Source organism: Streptomyces sp. XY431, from assembly GCF_001279805.1.
GTDB classification, from domain to species: domain Bacteria; phylum Actinomycetota; class Actinomycetes; order Streptomycetales; family Streptomycetaceae; genus Kitasatospora; species Kitasatospora purpeofusca.
In genome coordinates, this window is the sequence record NZ_LGDO01000495.1 from 71,705 (window position 1) to 95,875 (window position 24,171).

Annotated in this window: 21 protein-coding genes; 18 read left to right on the plus strand and 3 right to left on the minus strand. The window is 73.6% G+C overall.

Annotation, left to right across the window (positions count from 1 at the left end; translation table 11 throughout):
- Positions 1–24 precede the first annotated feature (24 nt).
- From ADK60_RS34795 to ADK60_RS34820, 6 genes are all read left to right on the plus strand, one after another.
- Complete coding sequence (locus tag ADK60_RS34795) at positions 25–690, plus strand: UbiX family flavin prenyltransferase (protein ID WP_045937880.1); 666 nt, start codon at positions 25–27, stop codon at positions 688–690.
- A gap of 129 nt (positions 691–819) precedes the next feature.
- Positions 820–1,281, plus strand: coding sequence for an Lrp/AsnC family transcriptional regulator (locus ADK60_RS34800; protein ID WP_030393837.1), 462 nt, complete (start codon positions 820–822; stop codon positions 1,279–1,281).
- A 113-nt stretch (positions 1,282–1,394) separates the two neighbouring features.
- A complete protein-coding gene (locus ADK60_RS34805) occupies positions 1,395–2,357 on the plus strand; it encodes a threonine ammonia-lyase (RefSeq protein WP_053650883.1) in 963 nt (320 codons plus the stop codon).
- A gap of 91 nt (positions 2,358–2,448) precedes the next feature.
- On the plus strand, positions 2,449–3,612 hold the full coding sequence (gene mqnE / locus ADK60_RS34810) for an aminofutalosine synthase MqnE (RefSeq protein ID WP_045937879.1): 1,164 nt from the start codon (positions 2,449–2,451) through the stop codon (positions 3,610–3,612).
- 110 nt (positions 3,613–3,722) lie between these two features.
- Positions 3,723–4,970, plus strand: coding sequence for a L,D-transpeptidase family protein (locus ADK60_RS48555; protein WP_079008934.1), 1,248 nt, complete (start codon positions 3,723–3,725; stop codon positions 4,968–4,970).
- A 162-nt stretch (positions 4,971–5,132) separates the two neighbouring features.
- Positions 5,133–6,077, plus strand: coding sequence for a beta-ketoacyl-ACP synthase III (locus ADK60_RS34820; RefSeq protein ID WP_045937878.1), 945 nt, complete (start codon positions 5,133–5,135; stop codon positions 6,075–6,077).
- Positions 6,078–6,324: 247 nt separating this feature from the next.
- Here ADK60_RS34820 and ADK60_RS34825 read toward each other — a convergent pair whose 3' ends face one another.
- Complete coding sequence (locus ADK60_RS34825; RefSeq protein ID WP_030393842.1) at positions 6,325–6,972, minus strand: TetR family transcriptional regulator; 648 nt, start codon at positions 6,970–6,972, stop codon at positions 6,325–6,327.
- Positions 6,973–7,429: 457 nt separating this feature from the next.
- On the opposite strand from ADK60_RS34825, the gene ADK60_RS34830 reads away from it, so the two are divergent.
- A complete protein-coding gene (locus ADK60_RS34830; protein WP_053650868.1) occupies positions 7,430–9,841 on the plus strand; it encodes an outer membrane protein assembly factor BamB family protein in 2,412 nt (803 codons plus the stop codon).
- A gap of 52 nt (positions 9,842–9,893) precedes the next feature.
- Here ADK60_RS34830 and galE read toward each other — a convergent pair whose 3' ends face one another.
- Entirely contained in the window at positions 9,894–10,877 is a 984-nt protein-coding gene (gene galE / locus ADK60_RS34835; protein WP_053650869.1) for a UDP-glucose 4-epimerase GalE, read from the minus strand.
- Between the two features lie 232 nt (positions 10,878–11,109).
- On the opposite strand from galE, the gene ADK60_RS34840 reads away from it, so the two are divergent.
- Positions 11,110–12,207, plus strand: a complete 1,098-nt coding sequence (locus ADK60_RS34840; RefSeq protein ID WP_053650884.1) for a S1C family serine protease — start codon at positions 11,110–11,112, stop codon at positions 12,205–12,207.
- An 87-nt stretch (positions 12,208–12,294) separates the two neighbouring features.
- Here ADK60_RS34840 and ADK60_RS34845 read toward each other — a convergent pair whose 3' ends face one another.
- Entirely contained in the window at positions 12,295–13,512 is a 1,218-nt protein-coding gene (locus ADK60_RS34845) for a sensor domain-containing protein (RefSeq protein ID WP_079008935.1), read from the minus strand.
- A 318-nt stretch (positions 13,513–13,830) separates the two neighbouring features.
- On the opposite strand from ADK60_RS34845, the gene ADK60_RS34850 reads away from it, so the two are divergent.
- From ADK60_RS34850 to ADK60_RS34895, 10 genes are read left to right on the plus strand one after another with little or no spacing between them, the layout of a single operon-like run.
- The gene (locus tag ADK60_RS34850; RefSeq protein ID WP_045937876.1) at positions 13,831–14,247 is read left to right on the plus strand and encodes an NADH-quinone oxidoreductase subunit A; all 417 of its coding nucleotides are present in this window, start codon (positions 13,831–13,833) and stop codon (positions 14,245–14,247) included.
- On the plus strand, positions 14,238–14,960 hold the full coding sequence (locus ADK60_RS34855) for an NADH-quinone oxidoreductase subunit B (protein ID WP_063772392.1): 723 nt from the start codon (positions 14,238–14,240) through the stop codon (positions 14,958–14,960). Before ADK60_RS34850 ends, ADK60_RS34855 begins: the two co-directional genes overlap by 10 nt.
- Positions 14,957–16,180, plus strand: a complete 1,224-nt coding sequence (locus ADK60_RS34860; RefSeq protein WP_053650870.1) for an NADH-quinone oxidoreductase subunit C — start codon at positions 14,957–14,959, stop codon at positions 16,178–16,180. Before ADK60_RS34855 ends, ADK60_RS34860 begins: the two co-directional genes overlap by 4 nt.
- Complete coding sequence (nuoH, locus tag ADK60_RS34865) at positions 16,177–17,136, plus strand: NADH-quinone oxidoreductase subunit NuoH (RefSeq protein WP_375975398.1); 960 nt, start codon at positions 16,177–16,179, stop codon at positions 17,134–17,136. The genes ADK60_RS34860 and nuoH overlap by 4 nt, the downstream gene beginning before the upstream one ends.
- The gene (locus ADK60_RS34870; RefSeq protein ID WP_045937874.1) at positions 17,133–17,690 is read left to right on the plus strand and encodes a NuoI/complex I 23 kDa subunit family protein; all 558 of its coding nucleotides are present in this window, start codon (positions 17,133–17,135) and stop codon (positions 17,688–17,690) included. The genes nuoH and ADK60_RS34870 overlap by 4 nt, the downstream gene beginning before the upstream one ends.
- Positions 17,687–18,382 carry an NADH-quinone oxidoreductase subunit J family protein gene (locus ADK60_RS34875; RefSeq protein WP_045937873.1) on the plus strand — a complete coding sequence of 232 codons (696 nt, stop codon included), beginning with the start codon at positions 17,687–17,689 and terminating at the stop codon, positions 18,380–18,382. Before ADK60_RS34870 ends, ADK60_RS34875 begins: the two co-directional genes overlap by 4 nt.
- Entirely contained in the window at positions 18,382–18,759 is a 378-nt protein-coding gene (gene nuoK, locus ADK60_RS34880) for an NADH-quinone oxidoreductase subunit NuoK (RefSeq protein WP_045937872.1), read from the plus strand. The genes ADK60_RS34875 and nuoK overlap by 1 nt, the downstream gene beginning before the upstream one ends.
- The gene (locus ADK60_RS34885) at positions 18,756–20,798 is read left to right on the plus strand and encodes an NADH-quinone oxidoreductase subunit 5 family protein (protein ID WP_045937871.1); all 2,043 of its coding nucleotides are present in this window, start codon (positions 18,756–18,758) and stop codon (positions 20,796–20,798) included. The genes nuoK and ADK60_RS34885 overlap by 4 nt, the downstream gene beginning before the upstream one ends.
- 50 nt (positions 20,799–20,848) lie before the next feature.
- The gene (locus ADK60_RS34890; protein ID WP_053650871.1) at positions 20,849–22,405 is read left to right on the plus strand and encodes a complex I subunit 4 family protein; all 1,557 of its coding nucleotides are present in this window, start codon (positions 20,849–20,851) and stop codon (positions 22,403–22,405) included.
- Positions 22,406–22,452: 47 nt separating this feature from the next.
- Complete coding sequence (locus tag ADK60_RS34895; protein ID WP_053650886.1) at positions 22,453–24,048, plus strand: NADH-quinone oxidoreductase subunit N; 1,596 nt, start codon at positions 22,453–22,455, stop codon at positions 24,046–24,048.
- Positions 24,049–24,171: the final 123 nt, after the last annotated feature.

Below are 24,171 nucleotides of genomic sequence, written 5' to 3' on the forward strand. Positions count from 1 at the left end.
GGGTGGGGATAGAAAGGAAGCACTATGGAAAAGCCTGAGCAGCCCGTGCGCCGCCCCTGGATCGTCGGGGTCTCCGGCGCGTCCGGCACCCCGTACGCCGCGTCCGTGATCCGAGCCCTCCTCGCCGCCGGCGAGTCCGTCGACCTGGTGGTCAGCCGCGCGGCCCGGCTGACGATCCTCGACGAGACCGGTATCGCCTTCCGGGACGCGCACTGGCGCGCGGACCTGGCGTTGTGGCTGGGGACGGCGGCGGACGCCCTGGAGGACGTCCGGTACTGGCCGGCCGGGGACTTCGCGGCCGGTCCGTCCAGCGGCTCCTACCCGGCGAAGGGGATGCTGGTGGTGCCCGCGACCACCGGCGCGGTGGCCGGGATCGCGCTGGGCCTCAGCAAGGACCTGCTCCAGCGTGTGGCCAGCGTCACCCTCAAGGAGCGGCGTCCGCTGGTCGTCTGCGTCCGGGAGGCACCACTCAACGGGGTGACGTTGAAGCACTTGGTGGAGCTGGACGCGCAGGGCGCGGTGGTACTGCCCGCCTCGCCCGGGTTCTACGCCGGCGGCTCCACCGTCCGGGAGCTGGTCGACTTCGTCGCCGGACGGGTCCTGGACGCCGTCGGCGTGCCCCACACGCTGTACCGGCGCTGGGAGGGTGAGTTGGGCGGGGCGGCGCGCGCGGCGGAGCGTCCGGCCTGAGGGGGAGTGAGGAGCCGCAGGACGGGAGAGTATGTTCTCTGCGATATCCGGGTTGGTGCGAGCACGGCGCCTTTGAATCCGGATAATGATCTGTGGGTCTGGTGAGGTTCGGAAGGACGCGGACGGTATATGGACACGGTGGACAGACAGCTCATCCAGGCGCTCCGGGAGAACGGCCGCGCGTCCTACGCCGAGCTGGGCCGGCTGGTCGGCCTCTCCGGCCCGAGCGTCACGGACCGGATCAACCGCCTGGAGCAGGCCGGTGTGATCACCGGCTACCGCGCGACGGTCAACCCGGCCTCGCTCGGCTTCGGCGTGACGGCCCTGATCGGCCTCCAGCTGACCGACGCGGCGGACCACGAGGACGTGGCGTTCCGGCTGAAGGACCTGGGGGAGGTCGAGGACTGCTGGTTCATCGCCGGTGACGACTCGTACATGCTCAAGGTCCGGGTGCCGGACGTCGAGGGCCTGGAGTCGGTGGTGAAGCGGATTTCGGGCACGAAGGGTGTGGCCCGGACCCGGACCACCGTCGTACTCTCCACCAAGTGGGAGAGCCGGGTCAGCGAGCTGCCGTTCGCCGACGGCGAGTGACCGCCGCGGGGAGTGCCTTCGCGGCGAGTAGCTGCCGCGGCGAGTAGTCGCCGCGGCGGGTGACCGCCGCGGGGCGGACCGGACGAACGAGAGCACACGGGGGAGTGGTGGACATGGCACTGGTCGGCCTGGAGGAGCTGCGCGCGGCCCGTCGGCGGATCGAGGGGGTCGCGGTGCGCACCCCGCTGGTCCCCGCGCCCTGGGCGGCGGACGGCGAGCGCCGGCTCTGGCTGAAGCCGGAGAACCTCCAGCCGACCGGGGCGTTCAAGACCCGGGGCGCGTACAACCGGCTCGCCGCGCTGAGCGAGGAGGAGCGCGCCCGCGGCGTGGTCGCCCAGTCCAGTGGCAACCACGCGCAGGCGGTGGCGTACGCCGCGCAGCTGCTCGGGATCAAGGCCGTGATCGTGATGCCGGACACCTCGCCGGCGGTCAAGATCGAGGCCACCCGGTCGTTCGGCGCCGAGGTGCTGGTGGTGTCGCCGGAGCAGCGGGACGTGGTGCCCGGTGAACTGGCCGAGCAGCACGGCTATGTCTGGGTGCCCCCGTACGACGATCCGTTCATCATCGCGGGTCAGGGCACGGTCGGCCTGGAGATCGCCGACGACGCCCCGGCGGAGCTGGACACCGTGCTCGTCCCGGTCAGCGGCGGCGGGCTGATCGGCGGCACGGCGGCCGCGCTCAAGCTGACCCGCCCCGGGATCCGGGTGATCGGCGTCGAGCCCGAGCTGGCCGCCGACGCCCGGGCCAGCCTGCGGGCCGGCGAGCGGATCAGCTGGCCGGTCGCCGACACCTACCGGACCATCGCCGACGGTCTGCGCACCCCTTCGGTGGGCGTGCTGCCGTACGAGCACATCACCGCCTACGTGGACGACATCGTCACCGTCACCGAGGACGAGATCCGCTCCACCGTCGCACTGCTGGCCCGGCGCGGGCGGATCGTCGCCGAGCCGTCCGGCGCGGTCGCCCCGGCCGCGTACTTCCACCGGGCCGCCGAGACCGGCGGGCAGGCCGTCGCGGCCGTCGTGAGCGGCGGCAACATCGAGCCCGCGCTGCTCGCGGAACTCCTGGCCGGCTGACCCGCGCGGGGCGGCTGCCCGCGAGTCGCCGCGGGTGGGGGCGTACGCTCGTTCCGGCAACGATTCGAAGTCGGAGGAGGCGGGGCACCGCATGGACGCAGGGCTCAAGCGCGAGCTGGAGGCGAAGGTCTACGCGGGGGAGCGGCTGACCCGGGAGGACGGGATCGCGCTCTACGAGAGCGACGACCTGGCCTGGCTGGGCGGGCTCGCCCACCACGTGCGCACGGTGAAGAACGGCGACGTCGTCCACTTCAACGTCAACCGCCACCTCAACATGACCAACGTGTGCAGCGCCTCCTGCTCGTACTGCTCGTTCCAGCGCAAGCCGGGCGAGAAGGACGCGTACACGATGCGCATCGAGGAGGCCGTCCGCCTCGCCAAGGCGATGGAGGTGGACTCCCTCACCGAGCTGCACATCGTCAACGGCCTCCACCCCACCCTGCCGTGGCGCTACTACCCGCGCTCGCTGCGGGAGCTCAAGGCCGCGCTGCCGAACGTCTCGCTCAAGGCCTTCACCGCCACCGAGATCCACTGGTTCGAGCGGATCAGCGGCCTGCCCGCCGACGAGATCCTGGACGAGCTGATCGACGCCGGTCTGGAGTCGCTGACCGGCGGCGGCGCGGAGATCTTCGACTGGGAGGTCCGCCAGCACATCGTCGACCACGACACCCACTGGGAGGACTGGTCGCGGATCCACCGGCTCGCCCACAGCAAGGGCCTCAAGACCCCGGCCACCATGCTGTACGGCCACATCGAGGAGCCCCGCCACCGGGTGGACCACGTGCTGCGGCTGCGCGAGCTCCAGGACGAGACCGGCGGCTTCCAGGTCTTCATCCCGCTGCGCTTCCAGCACGACTTCCACGACTCCAAGGACGGCGTCGTGCGCAACAAGCTGATGGCGCGCGCCGAGATGGCCACCGGAGCCGAGGCGCTGAAGACCTTCGCGGTCTCCCGGCTGCTCTTCGACAACGTGCCGCACGTCAAGGTCTTCTGGGTGATGCACGGCGTCACCACCGCCCAGCTGGCGCTCAGCCACGGCGCGGACGACATGGACGGCTCGGTGGTCGAGTACAAGATCACCCATGACGCGGACAACTTCGGCACCCCGAACAAGCTGGGCCGCGAGGACCTGCTCGGCCTGATCCGGGACGCCGGCTTCCGCCCGGTCGAGCGCAACACCCGCTACGAGGTCATCCGCGAGTACGACGGCCCCGACCTGGCCCGTCGGGAGACCCCGCAGGCGATGCGCCTCTGACGCACGCTCCGCCGCCCGGGCCCCCGCGGCCCGGGCGGCGCGCCTTCTTCACCGGGCCCGCACAGCCCCCGGGTTTCCCAACGCGGCCTCCGTTTGGCAGGATCGGCCACATGTCCGGTCACCGTCGCACCTCCCCGTACCCGTCGTACGAGCCGGTGCACGAGGTGCCGCAGCCCTCGTACGGCGAGCACCAGCAGGAATACGGAACCGTGTACGAGGGCCAGGACCCCGGGTACGGCTACCGGAGCCTCGCCGACCACGATGTGTACGACCGGCCCTTCCAGGCGTACGCCGCCGAGCCGGCCTTCCCGGCGGACCAGCAGCCGGTGTACGACGGATATGCCTACCAGGACGTCCAGCAGGGCTCCCACCAGGACGGCTACGGCTACGCGGACGAGTACCGGCCCGAGCCGCAGGACCCGGCGCCGCCGGTGGTGCCGCTGCCGCAGCAGCGGAGCGCCGCCGCCGCTCCCGGCCCGCGCGCGGCCGCCCGGGGCCACCGCCGCAAGCCCAGGAAGAAGCGCACCGGCCGCGCCGTCACCGCCGGCACCGCCCTGCTGCTGGCGGCCGCCGCCGGCTGGTACACCGTCGGCGAGGACGCCGCCAAGCCCGGTGTGACCAGTGCCGACGGCCCCGGCGCCGAGGGCGTCGCCGCGCAGCCCGCGGCCGACCAGCCCTCGCCGACCGCCGCCCCGGCCGCCCGGGCCGCCGACGCCCGGCAGACCGAGACCCCCGCCGCCGACCGCAGCGAGCGCACCGACGGCTCGGTGGCCGCCATCCCGGGCCTCGGCGCCTCCTTCGCCGGCCGGATACCCGCCGACACCACCCAGGTGGTGCTGGCCTCCGGCGAGGGCAAGGACACCAACCGGAGCGCCGTCACGCTGTGGACCCGCACCGGTGAGGGCCGCTGGGTGGCCGGCGAGACCTGGCAGGGCCACAACGCCTTCAAGGGCTGGACCACCGACCACAACGAGGGCGACCTGCGCAGCCCGATCGGCGTCTTCTCGCTCACCGACGCCGGCGGCCGCAAGGCCGACCCGGGCAGCAAGCTCCCGTACGACCGGGACTCGAACTTCGTGGTCTCCGGCCGGGGCTTCGCCGGCGAGCAGCTGGCCGGCTCCTTCGACTACGTGGTCGCGATCGACTACAACCGGGTGCCCGGCAACTCCCCGCTGGACCCGCGCCGCCCCAACGGCTCGACCAAGGGCGGCGGGATCTGGATCCACGTCGACCACGGCGGTCCGACACACGGCTGCGTCTCGGTGCCGGAGGACAAAATGGCGGAGTTGATCCGTACCCTCGACCCGGCCGCCCGTCCGGTGATCGTGATGGGGGACGCCGGCTCGCTGGCGGCCTGAGCGGCCCGGACCGGGCGGTCGTTCGTCCACGACTGTCTTTGCGCGTCCGATCGGGACCCGCCTGCCGCAACGGTCCTTGTCGGCCTCCTACAGCATCCCGGCGCGGATCCTGTAGCCGGTCGCGCCCGACTGACCAGCGGGTAACCGGGTTGAGTGGGCAGTATGACCGGTTCGCGCATCGTGGCACTCGGCCACTACCAGCCCCCCAAGGTCCTCACCAACGACGACCTGTCGAAGCTGGTCGACACCGACGACGAGTGGATCCGCAGCCGCGTCGGCATCCGGACGCGGCACATCGCGGAGGACGAGACCGTCGTCGACCTCGCCACCGAGGCGGCCCAGAAGGCCCTGGCGAACAGCGGCCGCTCGGCCGCCGAGGTCGACCTGGTCGTGGTGGCCACCTGCACCGCGGTGGAGCGCAGCCCCAACACGGCCGCCGCCGTCGCCGCCCGGCTCGGGATCCGCTCCCCGGCCGCCTACGACATCAACACGGTCTGCTCGGGCTTCTCCTACGCGCTGGCCACCGCGGACCACGCGATCCGGGCCGGGGCGGCCACCAAGGCCCTGGTGATCGGCGCGGAGCGGATGTCGGACACCCTCGACTGGACCGACCGGTCCACCTGCGTGATCTTCGGCGACGGCGCCGGCGCGGCGCTGGTCGAGGCCCAGGAGGAGGGCGCCGAGCCCGGCATCGGCCCGGTGGTCTGGGGCTCGGAGCCCGAGCGGGGCGACGCCGTGGTGATCACCGGCTGGGACCCGGTGATCAGCCAGCAGGGCCAGTCGGTGTTCCGCTGGGCGACCACGCAGATCGCCCCGCTGGCCCGGCAGGCCTGCGAGCGGGCCGGGATCGACCCGTCCGAGCTCAAGGGCTTCGTGCCGCACCAGGCCAATCTGCGCATCATCGACGCGATCGCGTCCCGGCTGGGGGTCACCGACGCGGTGGTCGCCCGGGACGTGGTGGACTCCGGCAACACCTCGGCGGCCTCGGTGCCGCTGGCCTTCTCCAAGCTGGTCGAGCGCGGGGAGCTGTCGCCCGGCGACCCGGTGCTCCTGTTCGGCTTCGGCGGCGGCCTCGCCTACGCCGGCCAGGTCGTCCGCTGCCCGTGACGCCCTCGCCCGACCCTGCCCGGGCCCCTCGGGGCGCCCGGGGGCCGTTGTAGGCCCCGCAGGGCCCCGGGGCGGCACGACATGCCTGTGGGCGGTCACCCTCGCAAGGGTGACCGCCCACAGGCATGTCGTGGCGCGCAGCGGACCGCCGGCGGACCTCCCCCGAGGACACGGCCGCCGTCCGTCGTACCCCGGACAGGAGGCCGGGGCGCGCGCGAAGCGGAAGGGTGGGTCGTAGCGGATCGGTCTACTTGGGCGCCTTCTTGCCGGTGACGCCCAGGTACACCAGGGGAGCGAGGTTGGGCTTGAGGTCCTTGACCTTGACGCCCCAGGAAGTGAAGGCCTTCTGGTGCTCGGCCGCGGAGGCGAGCAGCGAGACCAGTGACCCGGCCACGGCGGCCGGATCCAGTGATTTGTCTGCCTGGCCCTTCGCCTGGAGTTCCTTGACGGCTTCCGCGAGTGGCTTGGCGACCGCGTTGAGGACGGTCATGCGGATCTTGAAGAACCGCTTGTCCCCTTCCGCGGCACCGAGCGTGACCACTCGGAGAATGGCGTCGTTCTTGCGCCAGAAGGCGAGGAATCCGTCGACCAGTTCTTCCGAAGTGGTCGTGCCGGACTTCCCTGCCCAGGACTTTCCGGCCACCAGCTCTTTGAGCGTGTCGGCGTCCTTGGCCATTTCCTCGGCGATTTCGAGGACAGCGCCCTCGACATCCGGGAAGTACTGGTAGAAGGTCGCGGGGGAGGTACCCGCCATACGGGCGACGTCGATGACCTTGACGTCCCGATAGGGCGACGTGCTGAGCATCTCGCGGAGGCAGTCGAGCAGCTTCTGCCGCGTCTCCTGTCCGCGTCGCCCGGCGACGCGACCGTCGACGGTGCGAACTTGTCCTGTCATGCCGTCAGCTTACCGTGGCCCGATCTTGGCGCGATTCGGTGATGTGACAATTACTCCGCCCGGGGGTTGGTATAGGGGCTCCAGGGCCTTCGGACGGATATTCACGGGCCTCCGGAGGGCGTCATGACGCCCCCCCGTGCACCGATGACGCCACAGGGTGACGACCCCTTCGCTGAGGGGTTATCGAGTAACGGAGCGTGACGAAGTAACCGGGGGTGTGAGTCGCCCCTCACGGTGGCTCCGGGCGTGTCGGGCGCAAGCCCGGGCCGGAGCGGACGTCAGGATCCGGCCGTTCCGGAGTCGCTGACCGGGCCGTGGCCCCACCCGCGGGCCGGACAGGGCTCTGGGCGGGGGAGGTTGGTGATGGGCCGGGCGGCATTGGAGAATCGGGTCCGGCACCACGCGGTGGGTGCTCGGCACCACGCGGGCGGTGCTCAATACGGGGAGGTGGCAGCGGGTGGACCAGCTGACGGCGCACGATCCGAGGCGGATCGGGCCCTTCGAGGTGCTGGGGCGGCTCGGGGCGGGGGGAATGGGCCTGGTCTATCTGGCGCGGTCCGCGTCCGGCCGGCGGGTGGCCATCAAGACCGTCCGGGGGGAGCTGGCCGAGGACGAGCTGTTCCGGGTCCGGTTCGCGCGGGAGATCGCGGCCGCCAAGACGGTCGGCGGTTTCTACACCGCGGCCGTGGTCGACGCCGACGCGGACGCCCGGGTGCCCTGGCTGGCCACCGCGTACGTGCCGGCGCCGTCCCTGGAGGACCTGGTCACCGACTGCGGGCCGCTGCCGGTCGGGGCGGTGCGCTGGCTGGTCGCCGGCATCGCCGAGGCGCTGCAGTCCATCCACGCCGCCGGGCTGGTGCACCGCGACCTCAAGCCGTCCAACGTCCTGGTGGTCGAGGACGGCCCCCGGGTGATCGACTTCGGTATCGCCGCCGGGGTCTCCAGCACCCGGCTCACCATGACCAATGTCGCGGTCGGCACCCCGGCGTACATGTCGCCGGAGCAGGCCAGGGACAGCCGCGGCGTCACCGGCGCCAGCGACGTCTTCTCGCTCGGCTCGCTGCTGGTCTTCTGTGCCACCGGCCATCCGCCCTACCGGGGCGCCAACCCGGTGGAGACGGTGTTCCAGCTGCTGCGCGAGCAGCCCGACCTCTCCGGCCTGCCGGCCGAGCTGGTCGACCTGGTGCGGGCCTGCATGCGGCCGGCCCCCGAGCACCGGCCGACCCCGGAGCAGATCCAGGTCGAGCTGGCCCCGCACCTGTTCTCCCGGGACGACGCCTCCGGCGAGGCCGGGGACTGGCTGCCGCCCAACGCGCTCGCCCTGATCGAGCAGAAGCGCCGCCGCCCGGCGCCCGCGGCTGCGCAGCCCCCGGTGGTGCGGCCGCCGGTCGTCCCGCCGCAGCAGGTGCCGCCGCAGCCGGTGCCGTCGCAGCCGGTGCCGCCGCACCACCAGCACCAGGTCGGCCACGGGTCGGCGGCGCACTCCGCCCTGCCGGCGGTGGACGACCCGCGCACCCGGCAGGTGGCCGGGCACGCGCCGCCGTCCGCCGGTCCGGTGCACAGCGCGCCGCCCGGTCCGGACACCGAGGCCGCCACCGAGAAGATCTCCGCCCCCAGCCGCCACCGCCGGCCGGCCGGCGAGGACGAGGCGGAGGTCCGGCTGCCCGGGGCCTCGGTCCGGATAGGACCCGGCCCGCGCGCCGAGCAGACCGGCCCGGGCGCACCGCCCGCCGAGACGGACTGGGTCCGCCGGATCACCCCGCCCCCGGCCCGCGCCGCCCGCTGGCGCCCCTGGCGGTTCCGGATGTCCAACGACGTCTGGGGCACCCCCGTGGTCGCCGACGGCACCCTGTTCGTCTCCAGCTTCGAGGTGCACGCCCTGGACATCGCGTCCGGGCAGCGCCGCTACAAGACCCGGGACGTCGCCTGGGCCCTGGCCGTGGACGCCGGGCGGGTGCACGCGGCCGACGGCCCCCACCTCTACACGGTCGACGTCGCGGACGGCACCGAGCGCTGGCGGCACTCGCTGGACGGCTGGGTGTACGCGCTGGACGCGGCCGACGGCGTGCTCTGCTGCGGTGTCCGGGGCGGCGGCGTCCAGCTGCGCTCGGCGGTCACCGGTGCCGAGCTGTGGCGGGCCGACGACGCCCAGCAGGACTACGAGAACCCGCAGTCGGGGCCCGCGCTGGTGGCCGGTTCGGCCTACTACTACGGCGGCGGCCGGCTGCGCTGCGTGGATCCGCGCGGCTCCGGCCTGCGCTGGTCGGTCCCGGTCGGCGAGGACGTGCCGTCCCGCCCGGTCGAGCGGGCCGGCGTGCTCTACGTGACGGCCGGGACCAGGGTGTACGCGCTGGACGCGGCGAGCGGTGCCGAGCGCTGGCGGTTCGAGGCCCCGGTGGTGCTGTTCACCCCGCCGGCGCTGGACGCCGACGCGGTCTACGTGGCCGACTACCTGGGCACCGTGTACGCGCTGGACGCCGCCACCGGCCGGGACCGCTGGCGCGCGGCCACCGGTACCCGGCAGGGCGCCGAGCCGGTGGTGGTGGGCGACGGCATGGTGCTGGTCGGCAGCGGCGAGGTGCTGTACGCCCTCGAGGCGGCCGGCGGCCGGGAGCGCTGGCGCTACACGGCTCGGGGCGAGATCGTCGGCTCCCCGGCGGTCGCCGACGGGCTGGTCCACCTCGGCAGCCGGGACCACTCGCTGCACACCCTGGACCTGGCCAGCGGTCAGCTGCGCTGGGAACTCGGCACCAAGGGCGAGCTGACCGGCTCGCCGGTCGCGGTCGGCGGCAAGGTGTTCGTCGGCAGCAAGGACCGCTGCGTGTACGCGCTGGACGCCTTCTACGGCACGGCGGTGCCCTCGCACTGACCCGGACGCGGCGGGGGCCAGGGCCTCCGCCGCGCCCGCGGTCGGGTGCGGACTACTTGCGGGCCTCCGGGTGGCGGCTGCACCAGCCCTCCCAGGCCGAGGCGACCATGTCCTCGACCTCGTGCCGGGCGGTCCAGTCCAGCTCGCGGCGGATCAGGTCGGCCGAGGCCACCACCCGGGCCGGGTCGCCGGCGCGGCGGGGGGTGATCTCCGGCGTGGTGTCGTAGCCGGTGACCTTGCCGATCACGTCCAGCATCTCCCGCACGCTGACGCCCTCGCCGCGGCCGATGTTGAGCACCAGGGAGGTCTCCCCGGCCGGGTCGGCGGCCAGGCGCTTCGCCGCGGCCACGTGCGCCGAGGCGATGTCGGAGACGTGGATGAAGTCGCGGACGCAGGTGCCGTCCGGCGTCGGGTAGTCGTCGCCGAACACCAGCGGGGCCCGGCCGGCGGTGAGCCGCTCGAAGACCATCGGGATCAGGTTGAAGACGCCGGCGTCGGAGAGCTCCGGCGAGGCGGCGCCGGCCACGTTGAAGTAGCGCAGCGCGACGGTGGACATGCCGTGGGCCTTGCCGGCCGCGGCGACCAGCCACTCGCCGGCCAGCTTGGTCTCGCCGTAGGGGCTCATCGGCGCGCACGGGGTCGACTCGGTGACCAGGTCGACGTCCGGCATGCCGTAGACGGCGGCGGAGGAGGAGAACAGGAAGCGCTTGACGCCGCCCTCGGCCGCGGCCTCCAGCACGGTCTGGAGGCCGATCATGTTCTCCCGGTAGTACAGGAAGGGCTGCTCGACCGACTCGCCGACCTGCTTCTTGGCGGCGAAGTGGAGCACGCCCTCCACCCGGTGGTCGCGGATGGCCGCGTCCAGCGCGGTCCGGTCCAGGGTCGACCCCTCGACCAGGACGACCTCCTTCGGCAGCCGGGCCCGGTCACCGGTGCTCAGGTCGTCCAGTACGGCCACGCGCTCGCCCGCGTCGAGGAGCTGCTGCACGACGTGCCCGCCGATGTATCCGGCACCGCCGGTGATCAACCAAGTCATGGCCGAATCCTAGGGCGTGCGGGTTTCGTACCGGTGCCGCGGGCGAGTCGGAGCCAGGCATTCGGACATTTCGGTGAAATGCTGACAAAGATCTCTGCGCCCTGTCCGATCGGCCCCGTGCGGCCGTGTGCCGAGGAATCCGGAGGCGTCACCGGTGAACCGCAAGAAGGAGCCCACCCGTCCGATTCCGGCCGGACCGCGCCCGACCGGGCCGAAGGCCTTCGACCGGAGGGTGCTGGCGCCCGCCGCCGTCGCGGTGCTGACCGCGCTCGTGGCGGCCGGGTGCAGCAGCGGCTCGTCCTCGTCGTCCTCCTCCTCGTTCACCTCCTCGGGGGCGGCCGGGTCCGCGACCCCCTCCGTCCGGGCCTCCGGCAGCGCCGCCGCCCAGCCGGGCGGCGGCAACCAGCTCCAGTCCGACTACCAGAAGGTGATCAAGGACGTCCTGCCCTCGGTGGTGCAGATCACCACCGCGACCGGCCTCGGCTCCGGGATCGTCTACGACGACAAGGGCGACATCGTCACCAACGCCCACGTGGTCGGCACCGCCACCAGCTTCACGGTCACCCTGGCCGGCAGCACCAAGCCGCTGGACGCCACCCTGGTCGCCGGCTACCCGGACTCCGACCTCGCGGTGATCCGGCTGAGCAACCCGCCGGGCGGACTCAGGCCGGCCGCATTCGGGGACTCCACCAAGGTCGAACTGGGCCAGATCACCCTCGCCATGGGCAGCCCGCTCGGACTCTCCAGCAGCGTCACCCAGGGCATCGTCTCGGCCACCGGCCGGACCGTCGCCGAGCCGCGCACCGAGGGCTCGCCGGGCGCCGTGATCGGCAACATGGTGCAGACCTCGGCCGCCATCAACCCCGGCAACAGCGGCGGCGCCCTGGTCAACCTGGACAGCCAGGTGATCGGGATCAACACGCTCGCCGCCACCGAGCCGGAGGCCAACGGCGCCGCCGCCCCCGGCATCGGCTTCGCCATCCCGGCGTCCACCGTGACCAGCATCGCCGATCAGCTGATCAAGGACGGCAAGGTCACCAACTCCGGCCGGGCCGCGCTCGGCATCACCGCCCGGACCTACCTCGACCAGAACTACCGCCCGGCCGGCGCCGTCGTGGTCGCCGTCGTGGACGGCGGTCCGGCCGCCTCGGCCGGCCTCCAGCCCGGGGACGTGATCACCAGGATCGGGGACACCCCGGTCGACTCGCTGAACTCGCTCACCACCGCCCTGGCCTCGCTCGCGCCGGGAAGCAAGGTCACCGTGACCTACAGCCGGGACGGCAGGAGCACCACCGCCGAGGTCACCCTCGGCACCCTGGCGACGCCCTAGCGCGCGCCTCCAGCCCCCGGACGGCCGGGCGCCCCGCACACCGCGCAAGGGTTCGCGGGGCGCCCGCCGTCCGGGCCCAGGGAGCCGTCAGCGACGGGCGGCGCGGGTGTGCCAGGGGAGCTCGACCGTCACCGAGGTCGGGCCGCCCTCCGGGCTCTCCACCAGGAACACCCCGTCCACCGCCCGCACCCGCTCGGCCAGCCCGGCCAGGCCGCTGCCCGGGTAGGGGGCCGCGCCGCCCTTGCCGTTGTCCTGGACCAGCAGCATCAGCTGGTCGCCGGCCCGCCAGACGTCCACGGTGGCGGAGCGGGCGCCGGAGTGCTTCGAGATATTGGTCAGCAGCTCGCTCACGGTGAAGTAGGCGATGCCCTCCACCGCGGAGTCCGGCCGGCCGGTGCCGCCGTCCGGGGCCTTCAGGTCGACGTGCACCTTGACCCCCTCCGGCACCGTGCAGCGCGCGGCCACCGAGGACAGCGCCGCGTCCAGGCCGCGGTCGGTCAGCACCGCCGGGTGGATGCCCCGGGCGAGGTCCCGCAGCTCCTGGAGGGCCAGCTTCACCTCGCCGTGGGCGTTGTCCACCATCTTCGCGGCGGCGGCCACGTCCTGCGGGGTCTCGGGCTCCCGCAGCCGCTCCTTGGCCATGCCGAGGTCCATCGCCAGCGCCACCAGCCGGGCCTGGGCGCCGTCGTGCAGGTCGCGCTCGATCCGGCGCAGGTCGGCGGCGGCGGTGTCGACGACGGTGCCGCGGTCGTCCTCCAGTTCGCGCACCCGCTCGGAGAGCGCGCCCGGGGTGAGCAGGACCTCGACCAGCATCCGGTCCACCGCCGACTCGGCGCGGACCACCCAGGGCAGGGCCGGCCAGCCGATCAGGACGAAGACCAGGGTCACGGCGAAGCTCAGGATCCCCCACGGCAGCATCAGCACGTGGTAGAGCGCCGAGCGCCAGGAGAGCGAGTCGGTCAGGTGGGCGATCGCGAAGCCGGTGGCGCCCGGCCGGCGCGGCACCGGCTCCGGCTCGTGCACCCCGGAGCCGTACAGGGCCCGGGCCCGGCCGCGGGCGAAGCCGCCCATCCCCCGGCAGCCGGCCAGGCCGGCGGCGAGCAGCGGCAGCCCGATCACGGTGACGGACAGGGCGAGGCCGACCGACAGGGTCACGATCGTGAAGACGAAGCCCGCGATGCCGAGCGGCAGGTTCAGCAGCAGCTGCCCGACCTGCCGCCACATCCGCGCGCCGTACAGCGGGGTGCGTCCGGCGGGCGGCGTCTGCGCGCCGGTGTCCCCGGCGTGGCGGTCCTTTGGCTTCATCTCGGTCTTCCGTCCCTCTCGGTCGAGCTGAGCCCCTAGCTTCGCCGGTCGGGGGCGGGCGGGGCCATGGGGGTGATCCGTCTCCCCGGCCGGGGGTTATCCCCACCCCGGTTCCGACCGCCCGGGTGACGGCGGGGTGACCGCCACGTGCCGCCGGATGTCCACCGGCCGTCCATCGGATGTCTTGCGGACCGGGCAGGATGCCGGGCACGGGGGCGGTGCACTTAGACTCACGCACTGGCGATGGTTATGAGCGTGTAAAGGAACGTCGTAGAACCGCCCCGAGGGCGGGTTCCGCGGCCGATGTGGAGGCGAGGCATGGTGGGGCAGCAGGCGGCTGCGGTCGCGGCCGACCCGGCGGCCGGCAGCGGCTACTTCGACGCGTACGCCGCGATGGGCCTGCTCGCCGTCGTCGGCGTGCTCTTCGTGACGGTGGCGTTCACCGCCAACCGGCTGCTCCGGCCGGTGGTGTACTCGCCGGAGAAGCTCCTCGCCTACGAGTGCGGCGTGGACCCGGTGGGGGAGGACTGGGCGCACACCCAGGTCCGCTACTACGTCTACGCCTTCCTGTACGTGATCTTCGCGGTCGACGCGATCTACCTGTTCCCGTGGGCGACCGTCTTCGCCTCCGCCGGGTACGGCGCCGGGACGCTGGTCGAGATGTTCGTCTTCATCGGCTTCCTCGCGGTCGGCCTGCTCTACGCCTGGAAGAAGGGCGTTCTCGAATGGACGTGACGCACAGCCACTCGCAGGGGCACTCGCACGGGCACGGCGCCGCCGGCGGTCCGGTTCCGCTGGGCGTGCCGGACCCGTCCAGCCCCGGTGCCGCCGCGGAGCGGCGCATCGGCCCGCTGGCCCGGCTCGCGCCGGACCCGGTCAAGGTGGTGCTCAACTGGGGGCGGCGCTACAGCCTCTGGTGCTTCAACTTCGGCCTCGCCTGCTGCGCGATCGAGTTCATCGCGGCGTCGATGGCCAAGCACGACTTCATCCGGATGGGTGTCATTCCGTTCGCGCCGGGTCCCCGGCAGGCCGATCTGATGATCGTCTCGGGGACGGTGACCGACAAGATGGCGCCCGCCGTGAAGCGCCTCTACGAGCAGATGCCCGAGCCGAAGTACGTCATCTCCTTCGGCGCCTGCTCCAACTCCGGCGGCCCGTACTGGGACTCCTACTCCGTCACCAAGGGCGTCGACCAGATCATCCCGGTCGACGTCTACGTGCCCGGCTGCCCGCCGCGGCCCGAGGCGCTGCTCCAGGGCATCCTCAAGCTCCAGGAGAAGATCGCCGCCGAGTCGCTGCCCGGCCGCTACACCGCGCCCGCCGCGGCGCTGCGGCGTCCGCCGGTGCCCGGGCCCGAGGCCGCCGCGAGCAGCGGGGGCGATGCCGGCACCGGCACCGGTACCGGTACGACCGGGGGCGCCGGCACCGTCGAGGGAGGGGTCTCGTGACCACGGCCGAGCAGTACGCGGCGTCGGTCGGGGAGTGGGCGACCGGCGCCGAGGCATACGGGCTGATCACCGTCGACGTGCCCGCCGAGCACTGGATCGAGGCGCTCACCGCGGCCCGGGACACCCTCGGCCTGACCTTCTTCGACTGGCTCAGCGCCGTCGACGAGCTCGCCGAGGGCTTCTCGGTGGTCGCCCACCTCGCCGCCGTCGACGCCCCCGGGGTGCGCCACCTGGCGGTGCGCACCCGGGTGCCGCGCGCCGGGGCCGCGCTGCCGACCGCCGTCGCCGTGTACGCCGGGGCCGCCTGGCACGAGCGCGAGACGCACGAGATGTTCGGCATCGACTTCCCCGGGCACCCCCACCTGGTCACCCTGCTGCTGCCGGACGGCTTCGAGGGGCACCCGCTGCGCAAGGAGTTCGTGCTCGCGGCGCGGGTCGCCAAGGCCTGGCCGGGCGCCAAGGAGCCGGGCGAGTCCGAGGGCGACGGGCCGGCGCGGCGCAAGATGCAGCCGGCCGGGGTGCCGGACCCGAACGAGTGGGGGCCGCTCAAGGGCACCCTGCCGCCGGTGGCCGAGCGTCCCGCCCGGGGTGCCAGGGCCGCCGGCGCGGCCCGGACGCCGCGGGCCGCCGCGGGCGCGGCCGGGGCCGCCGGTGCGGCGGGTGCCGAGGGCGCTGCCGGGGCTGAAGGCACGGCCGGGGCCGAGGGCGCTGCCGCGGTGCGGGCGGACCGTCCGCGCCGGACCAGGACGGTCTCCGACGGGTCGGCGAGCCAGGCGGCCGCCGCTCCGGCCCAGGGGGCCGCGGTCGAGGGCGCTGCGGTCGAGGGCGCTGCCGTCGAAGGTGCCGCTGTCGAAGGCGCTGCCGTCGAGGGTGCCGCTGTTGAAGGTGCCGCCGCGCCGCCGGTGCGGGCGGACCGTCCGCGTCGGACCAGGTCGGTGTCCGACGGCTCGGTGAGCCAGGCGGAGGCCGGTGCGGCCGCCGCTGCTCCGGAGTCCGGTCCCGCGCGGACCGCGCCGTCCCGGACCCGGTCCTCCGACGCGCCCTGGCACAACCCGGTGCCGGCCCACGACGGGCCGACGGACGAGCCGAACGGGCCTTCGGACGGGCCGGCCGAGTCCTCGGACGGGCCCGCGGAGTCTTCGGACGGCCCCGCCGCCGGGGAGCGGAAGACGACTGAGCCGCCGGCCGAGTCGGCCGGCCAGGACGGAGACGGCGCGTGAACCTGTTCGACACGGTGCTGCGCTGCGTCGCCACGCTGGTCGTCTTCCTCACCCTCCCCCTGGTCATCGGCCAGACCGAGCACAAGGTGATGGCGCACATGCAGGGCCGGCTCGGCCCGATGTACGCCGGCGGCTTCCACGGCTGGGCGCAGCTGATCGCGGACGGGGTGAAGTTCGCGCAGAAGGAGGACATCGTCCCGGCCGGGGCCGACCGCCGGATCTTCCAGCTGGCCCCCGCCGTCTCGCTGCTGCCGTACCTCTTCGTGCTGCTGGCGATCCCGGTCGGCCCGGACGGCTTCGTCGGGCAGGCGATCGACGCCGGCCTGTTCTTCGTGCTGGCCGTCATGGGTGTCGGCGTGATCGGCAAGCTGATGGCGGGCTGGGCCTCGGCCAACAAGTTCTCGCTGCTCGGCGGTCTGCGCACGGCCGCGCAGCTGATGTCCTACGAGCTGCCGATGGTGCTCGCCGCGGCCTCGGTGGCGATGGCCGCCGGGACGCTCTCGCTGCCCGGGATCGTGGACGCCTGGGAGTGGTACTGGATCCCGTGGCAGATCATCGGCGCCTTCGTGTTCTTCACGGCTGGTCTGGCCGAGCTGCAGCGACCGCCGTTCGACATGCCGGTCGCCGATTCGGAGATCATCTTCGGCGCGTACACCGAGTACACCGGTCTGCGCTTCGCGCTGTTCCTGCTCTCCGAGTACGTGGGCATCCTGGTGGTCTCCGCGCTGACCGCGGTGCTGTTCCTCGGCGGTTGGCACGGCCCGCTGCCGGACCAGCTCGGCTGGCTGTGGACCCTGCTGAAGACCTTCGCGCTGGCCTTCGTGGTGATCTGGCTGCGGGTCACCTACCCCCGGCTGCGCGAGGACCAGCTGATGCGCTTCGCGTGGACGGTGCTGATCCCGCTCGCCCTCGTCCAGCTGGCCCTCACCGGCATCATCAAGGTGGCGATCTCATGAGTTTCCCCGGTGCGGGCCTGGCCAAGGGCCTGGCCGTCACGCTGCGGACGATGACGAGGAAGACCGTCACCGCGCAGTACCCCGACACGCAGCCCGCGCTCCCGCCCCGTTCGCGCGGGGTGATCGCGCTGCTGGAGGAGAACTGCACGGTCTGCATGCTCTGCGCCCGTGAGTGCCCGGACTGGTGCATCTACATCGACTCCCACAAGGAGACGCTGCCGGCCGCCGACCCGAACGCGCGCGCCCGCACCCGCAATGTGCTGGACCGGTTCGCCATCGACTTCTCGCTCTGCATGTACTGCGGGATCTGCATCGAGGTGTGCCCGTTCGACGCGCTGTTCTGGTCGCCGGAGTTCGAGTACGCGGAGACCGACATCCTGGAACTGACCCATGAGCGGGACCGGCTCCGGGAGTGGATGTGGACGGTGCCGGTGCCGCCGGCGCTGGACCCGGCGGCCGAGGAGCCCAAGGAGATCGCCGCCGCGCGGAAGGCCGCCGACAAGCTCGCGGCGGCTGCCGCCGCGGCTCTCGAACAGGGGGGTGACGCGCAGTGAGCGCCGCCGCCCTGCTCGCCGCGACCGGGCCGCTGGACCCGGCCGCGCGCTCCTTCCTCTCCCCGACCGGGGTGGAGATCGTCTTCCTGCTGGTCGGCATCGCCGTGCTCGGCTCGGCCGTGGTCGCCGTGACCACCAAGCAGCTGGTGCACGCCGCGCTGTGGCTGGTCGCCGCGCTCGGCGGGCTGGCGGTGGAGTTCCTGCTGCTCACCGCCGAGTTCATCGCCTGGGTGCAGGTGCTGATCTACCTCGGCTCGGTGGTCGTGCTGGTGCTGTTCGGACTGATGCTCACCAAGGCGCCGATCGGGCGCTCGCCGGACGCCGACTCGAACAACCGCTGGGTCGCCCTGGTGGTCGCGCTGGCCTCGGCCGGGACCCTGGTGACGCTGGTCGTGGACGCCTTCCGGACGTCCTGGATCGACCTCGGCGCGGGCGGCGGCTCGGCCGCGGTGACCGGCGCCAGCCTGTTCCGCACCTGGGTGCTGCCCTTCGAGGCGCTCTCGGTGCTGCTGCTGGCCGCGCTGGTCGGCGCCATCGTGCTGTCGCGCGGCGCGGGCCGGCGGGTCCCGGCGCCCCGGTCCGGGCGGATCCGGGCCGGCCGTCCGGTGGGCTCCAACGGGACGGTCGCCCAGCGGGCGGCCGCCGCGCCCCCGGCCGAGGCCCCCGAGACCGCTCCGGCGGAGGAGAGCTGATGCACCTCGCCTACCCCGTCGTCCTCGCCGCGCTGCTGTTCAGCGTCGGCGTCTACGGCGTCCTCGCCCGGCGCAACGTGATCCTGGTGCTGATGTCCGTCGAGCTGATGCTCAACGCCGTCAACCTCAACCTGGTCGCCTTCGACGCCTGGCTGCGCGACTCGCTGCACGCCGGCCAGGCGCTGACCCTGTTCACCATCACGATCGCCGCCGCCGAGATCGGGCTCGGGCTCGCCATCGTGCTGCTGCTCTTCCGGGCCCGGGGCACGGCGGACATCGACCGGGTCACCGAGCTCGGCGACCCGGCCGAATCCACCGCCGTCGTCGACGAGGCGCCGGTCGGGACCGAGGCGCTGAAGGGCCGGGCCGCCGCATGAACCTCGCCCTTCCCGTCCTCGTCCCCGCCCTGCCCGCGCTCGGCGCGGCCGCCACCCTGGCCGTCGGCCGCCGCTCCCCGGGCCTGGCCCGGCCGCTGGCGATCGTGCCGGTCGCGGTCTCGGCCGTGCTCGCCCTGGTGGTCGCGATCCAGCTCGGCACCGGCCAGGTGATGGACGCCGCCACCCGGCTCACCCCGACCGGCGGCCCGGAGATCTCGCTCTCGATCCACCTGGACGGCTACAGCTCGCTGATCTCGGTGCTGGTCGGCCTGGTCGCCACCTGCGTCCAGGTCTACTCGACCGCCTACCTCAAGGACGATCCGCGCTACCCCTCGTACGCGGCGCTGGTCTCGCTGTTCACCGCGGCGATGTTCCTGGTCGTGTACTCCGGCGACCTGATCGTGCTGCTGGTCGGCTGGGAGGTCATGGGCATCTGCTCGTACTTCCTGATCGGCCACCACTGGGAGACCGAGGACGCCCGCTCCGCCTCGCTGAAGGCCTTCCTGGTCACCAAGCTGGGCGATGTGCCGTTCCTGTTCGGCATCTTCCTGCTCGGCGCCGACGCCGGCAGCTTCCGGATCGAGGACGTGCTGCAGGCCGCCGGCGACGGGCGGCTCGGCCACCCGACGCTGATCGCGCTGCTCCTGCTGGCCGGGGTGGCGGGCAAGAGCGCGCAGTTCCCGCTGCACACCTGGCTCCCGGACGCGATGGCCGGTCCGACGCCGGTCTCCGCCCTGATCCACGCCGCCACCATGGTCGCCGCCGGCATCTACCTGGTGGCCCGGCTGCTGCCGGTCTTCCTGCTGTCCGGGGCGGCACTGGTGGTCCTGGCGGTGATGGCCGCCGTGACGATGATCGGCTCGGCGCTCTGCGCGCTGGCCCAGGACGACCTCAAGCGGGTGCTCGCCTACTCGACCGTCGGCCAGCTCGGCTACATGGCCGGCGCGCTGGCCAGCGGCGACCGCGAGGCCTCGGTCTTCCACCTGGTCAGCCACGGCGCGTTCAAGGCGCTGCTGTTCCTCGCCGCCGGTGTGGTGATCCACGCCGCGCACACCAACTCGATCTCCGCGATGTCCAGGATCCCCGGGCTGCGCAAGCGCGTCCCGGACGCCTACTGGACGATGGCCATCGCGCTGATCGCCCTGATCGGCCTGCCGCCGTTCTCCGGCTTCTTCAGCAAGGAGGCGGTGCTGACCGCCGCCGAGCACGCCGCCAACGGCGAGGCGCTGACCAACGGCCTCGGCCCGGCCTCGGCGGTGCCGCAGGCGGCCGGCTGGATCGTGCTGATCTCGGCCGGGCTCACCGCGCTGCTCACGGCGGCGTACGCGGCCAGGCTCTTCCTGGTGACCTTCCACAGCCCGGCGGGCGCGGCGGCCCCCGCCACGGCCGGGGCCCCGGCGGTCGCCGACCACGAACCCGACGCGCCGTACTCGCCCGAGCCGGACGAGGCCGACCCGGCCGTCGCCGAACCGCCCGCGATGCGCTGGCCGCTGTGGGTGCTGGCCGTCCCGACCATGGGCTTCGGCATCGCCGGCCTGCGCTCGGACTGGCTGCCCGCGCTGCTGGACGGCGGCTCGCTGAAGCCCTCCGCGGTCACCGCCGTCACCGGCACCGGCCTGGCCGTGGTCGGTGTGCTGCTGGCCTACGGCGCCTGGCGCTCGGCCACCGCCCGGGTCACCGAGGGCCTGCCCGCCCCGGCGGAGCCCGGCCGGGTGCCCGAACAGGCCGGAGCCCCGGCCGCCGAGGTGATCGTCGCCGATCCCGGGCGCGCCCTGCTGGGCCCGCTGTTCGGCCCGGCCCGGCACGGCTTCGGCGTCGACCGGCTCTACAGCGCGCTGTTCGTCCGCCCGGTCGAGGCCGCCGCCCGGCTCGTCCGCTTCCTCGACCGCGAGGTCGTGGAGACGTACGTGCGCGGCAGCGGCGCCGGGGCCGATCTGCTCGGCCGGGTCGTCCGGCTGGCGCAGACCGGCAACGCGCAGACCTACCTCAGCGCGCTGCTCGCCGGTGTCGTCCTGCTGGCCGTCCTGGTGGCGGTGTAGCCGATGCCGTACCTCCCGTCCTCGCCCGTGGTTGTCACTAGGAGCGCCCGATGAACGCGGTCCTCATCGCCCTCCTGGTGCTGCCGCTGCTCGGCGCCGCGCTCACCCTGGCCCCGGTGTTCGGCCCGGACCCGGCCGCCGCCGACCGGCGCGCGCTGCGCTTCGGCACGGTGCTGACCGGCGCCGTCCTGCTGCTCACCGTCGCCCTGGCGGCCGGCTTCGACCACGACGAGCCGGCCCGGATGCAGGCCACCACCGACGTGGCCTGGATCCCGGCCATCGGGGTGCGCCTCCACCTCGGTGTGGACGGTGTCTCGCTGCCGCTGCTGGTGCTGACCTCGCTGCTCACCTTCCTCTGCGCGCTGTACTCGGAGCGGCGGCTGCCGTCCGGGGCGGGCGTGCCCTCGGCCCGGTCCTTCGTCGGGCTGTTCCTCCTCCTCGAAGTGGGCATGCTGGCCACCTTCGCGGTGCTGGACCTGGTGCTCTTCTTCCTGGCCTTCGAGATCGTGCTGATCCCGATGTACTTCCTGATCGCCCGCTGGGGGAGCGGCGCGAAGGTGCCGGCCGCGAACCGGTTCATCCTGTACACGCTGCTCGGCTCGGCCGTGATGCTGCTCGGCTTCCTGCTGGTCGGCCTCAAGGCGGGCACCTTCGACATGCAGGCCCTCGCCGCCGCCCACGGCTCCGGCCTGAGCCACTCCACCCAGGTGATCGCCGCGCTGGCGATCATGATCGGGCTCGCGGTCAAGGCCCCCGCCTGGCCGCTGCACAGCTGGCTCCCGGACGCGCACACGGCCGCCCCGACGGTGGGCTCCGTCCTGCTCGCCGGCGTGCTGCTGAAGATGGGCACCTACGGCCTGGTCCGCGTCCTCCTCCCGGTCGTCCCGGACGGCACCACGACGCTCGCCCCCTACCTGGGCGCGTTCGCCGCCGTCGGCATCGTCTACGGCTCGCTGGCCTGCCTCGCCCTTTCCCGGACCGGGGCCAAGGGCGACCTCAAGCGCCTGATCGCCTACTCCTCCGTCGGCCACATGGGCTTCGTCCTGCTGGGCATCGCCTCCCTCACCCCGGTGGGGGTCAACGGCGCGCTGTTCGCCAACATCGCGCACGGTCTGATCACCGGCCTGCTGTTCTTCGTGGTCGGGGCGCTCAAGGACCGCTACGGCACAGCGGACCTCGACACCCTGGCCGGCGCCACCGGCGGCGCCCTCTACGGGCGGGCGCCCCGGCTCGGCGCGCTGCTCGCCTTCGCCGCCGTCGCCAGCCTCGGCCTGCCGGGCCTGGCCGGCTTCTGGGGCGAGCTGCTCGCGATGTTCGGCGCGTTCGACCCGGCCGAGGGCCTCTCGCGCCCCGCGTTCGTCACCTACATGGTCCTGGCCGGTCTCGGTACCCTCCTCACCGCCGCCTATCTGCTGATCGTGGTCAGGCGCGTCTGCATGGGCGACCCGAAGCAGCCCGCGCCGGTGGCCGAACTCGCCGACATCCGCCCCTACGAGGCCGTCAGCTGGACGCCGCTGGCCGCCCTCACCCTGCTCGCCGGCCTCTGGCCCGCGCTCCTGCTCGGCCTCTCCGACCCCGCGGTCAAGCACCTGCTCGGGGGTGGCTGACCATGCTCGGCACCGCACTCGGATCTCACTCCACGGGGCAGACCACTGTGACCTCCCTCGCCGTCGCCAACCCGGGCAGCCTGATCCAGTCCGTGGACTGGGTGGCGATCGCGCCCCCGCTGATCGCCGCGCTGGCCGCCCTCGCCGTGCTGGTCACCGACCTCTTCCTGCCCGCGCGGCACAAGCGCTGGCTGGGCCGGCTCACCGCCGCCGCACTCGCCCTGGCCATCGTCTCGCTCCTCCCGCTCACCGATGGGTCACCCCGAGCCACCTTCTGTGCGCAGAACGTAACAGGAGCCACTGACAACGCAGGCTGCTCCTACGTCGCCGACCACTTCGCCCTGGTCTTCCAGCTGCTCGCACTCGGCGGCGCGCTGATCGCCGCCCTGCTGTCCGCCCACACGGTGGAGCGCGAGGAGCTGCCCGGCGGCGAGTACTGGTTCCTGCTGCTCTCCAGCGCCACCGGCGCCGCGCTGCTGCCCGCCTCCCGCGACCTCGCCACCCTGGTGATCGCCCTGGAGGTGGCCTCGCTGCCCGCCTTCGCCCTGGTCGCGCTGCGCCGGGACGGCCGGGGCGCCGAGGCGGCGCTCAAGTTCTTCCTGTCCTCCGTCACCGCGACCGCCGTGATGCTGCTCGGCATCGGCTTCGTCTACGCGGCGAGCGGCAGCCTGCACCTGGGCGCCGTCGCCACCGGGCTGGAGCACGCCCCCGCGCAGCTGAAGCCGCTGGCCGAGGCGGGAGCCGTGCTCACGCTGGCCGGCTTCGCCTTCAAGGTCGCCGCCGTGCCGTTCCACTTCTGGGTGCCGGACACCTACACCGGCGCCCCGCTGCCGGTGGCCGGCTACCTCTCGGTGGTCGGCAAGGCGGCCGGGCTGGCCGGACTGGCACTGGTCACCACCATCGCCTTCCGCCCGTACGCGCACACCTGGGGCCTGGTGCTCGCGGTGCTGGCCGCCGTCACCATGACGGTCGGCAACGCGGGCGCGCTGCGCCAGCGCTTCGACACCCGCTACAGCGCGGTCCGGCTGCTCGCCTGGTCCTCGGTGGGCCAGGCCGGCTACCTGCTGGTGCCGCTGGCCGCGGCCGGCTACGCGCCCACCACGACCGACCCGCTGGGCGCCACCGCCGCGTACGCGCTGATCTACGGTGTGGTCAACCTGGGCGCCTTCGGTGTGGTGGCGGCGGTCGGCCGCCGTTCCGAGGCCGGGGTGGACGACTTCCGCGGGCTGTTCGCCCGGCGCCGCTGGACGGCGCTGGCGCTGGCGTTCTTCCTGCTCTGCCTGGCCGGGCTGCCGCCGGGCGTGATCGGCCTGTTCGGCAAGGTCGTGGTGTTCCGCGCCGCCGTCGACGCCGGGCTGGGCTGGCTGGCCGTGGTGATGGCCGTCAATGTGGTCGTCGCGCTGTACTACTACCTGCGCTGGACCGCCGTGCTGTTCGCCCCGGCCCCGGAGCCGGCCCCCGAGGCGGCTGCGGAGGCGGAGGCCGGGGCGGGGGACCGCGCGGCCGCGGCCGCCGGAACGGCCCCCGAGCGGCGCCTGCCGGTGTCGCTGACCGCCACCCTGGGCCTCACCGCCTCCGTCGCGGTGGTGCTCTCGGTGGCCCCGCAGCTGGTGCTCCAGGTGGTCGGCGGTTCGCTGTTCTGAACCCCGCCCGGCGGGCGGGCCGGGGCGGGGTCCCGTCCCCCGGTCGGGTGTCACGCCGGTCACAAGGGAACAAGGCCCCGGCCCCCACCCGTTGACCGGGCAGGAGGGACGAGGCAGAAAGGG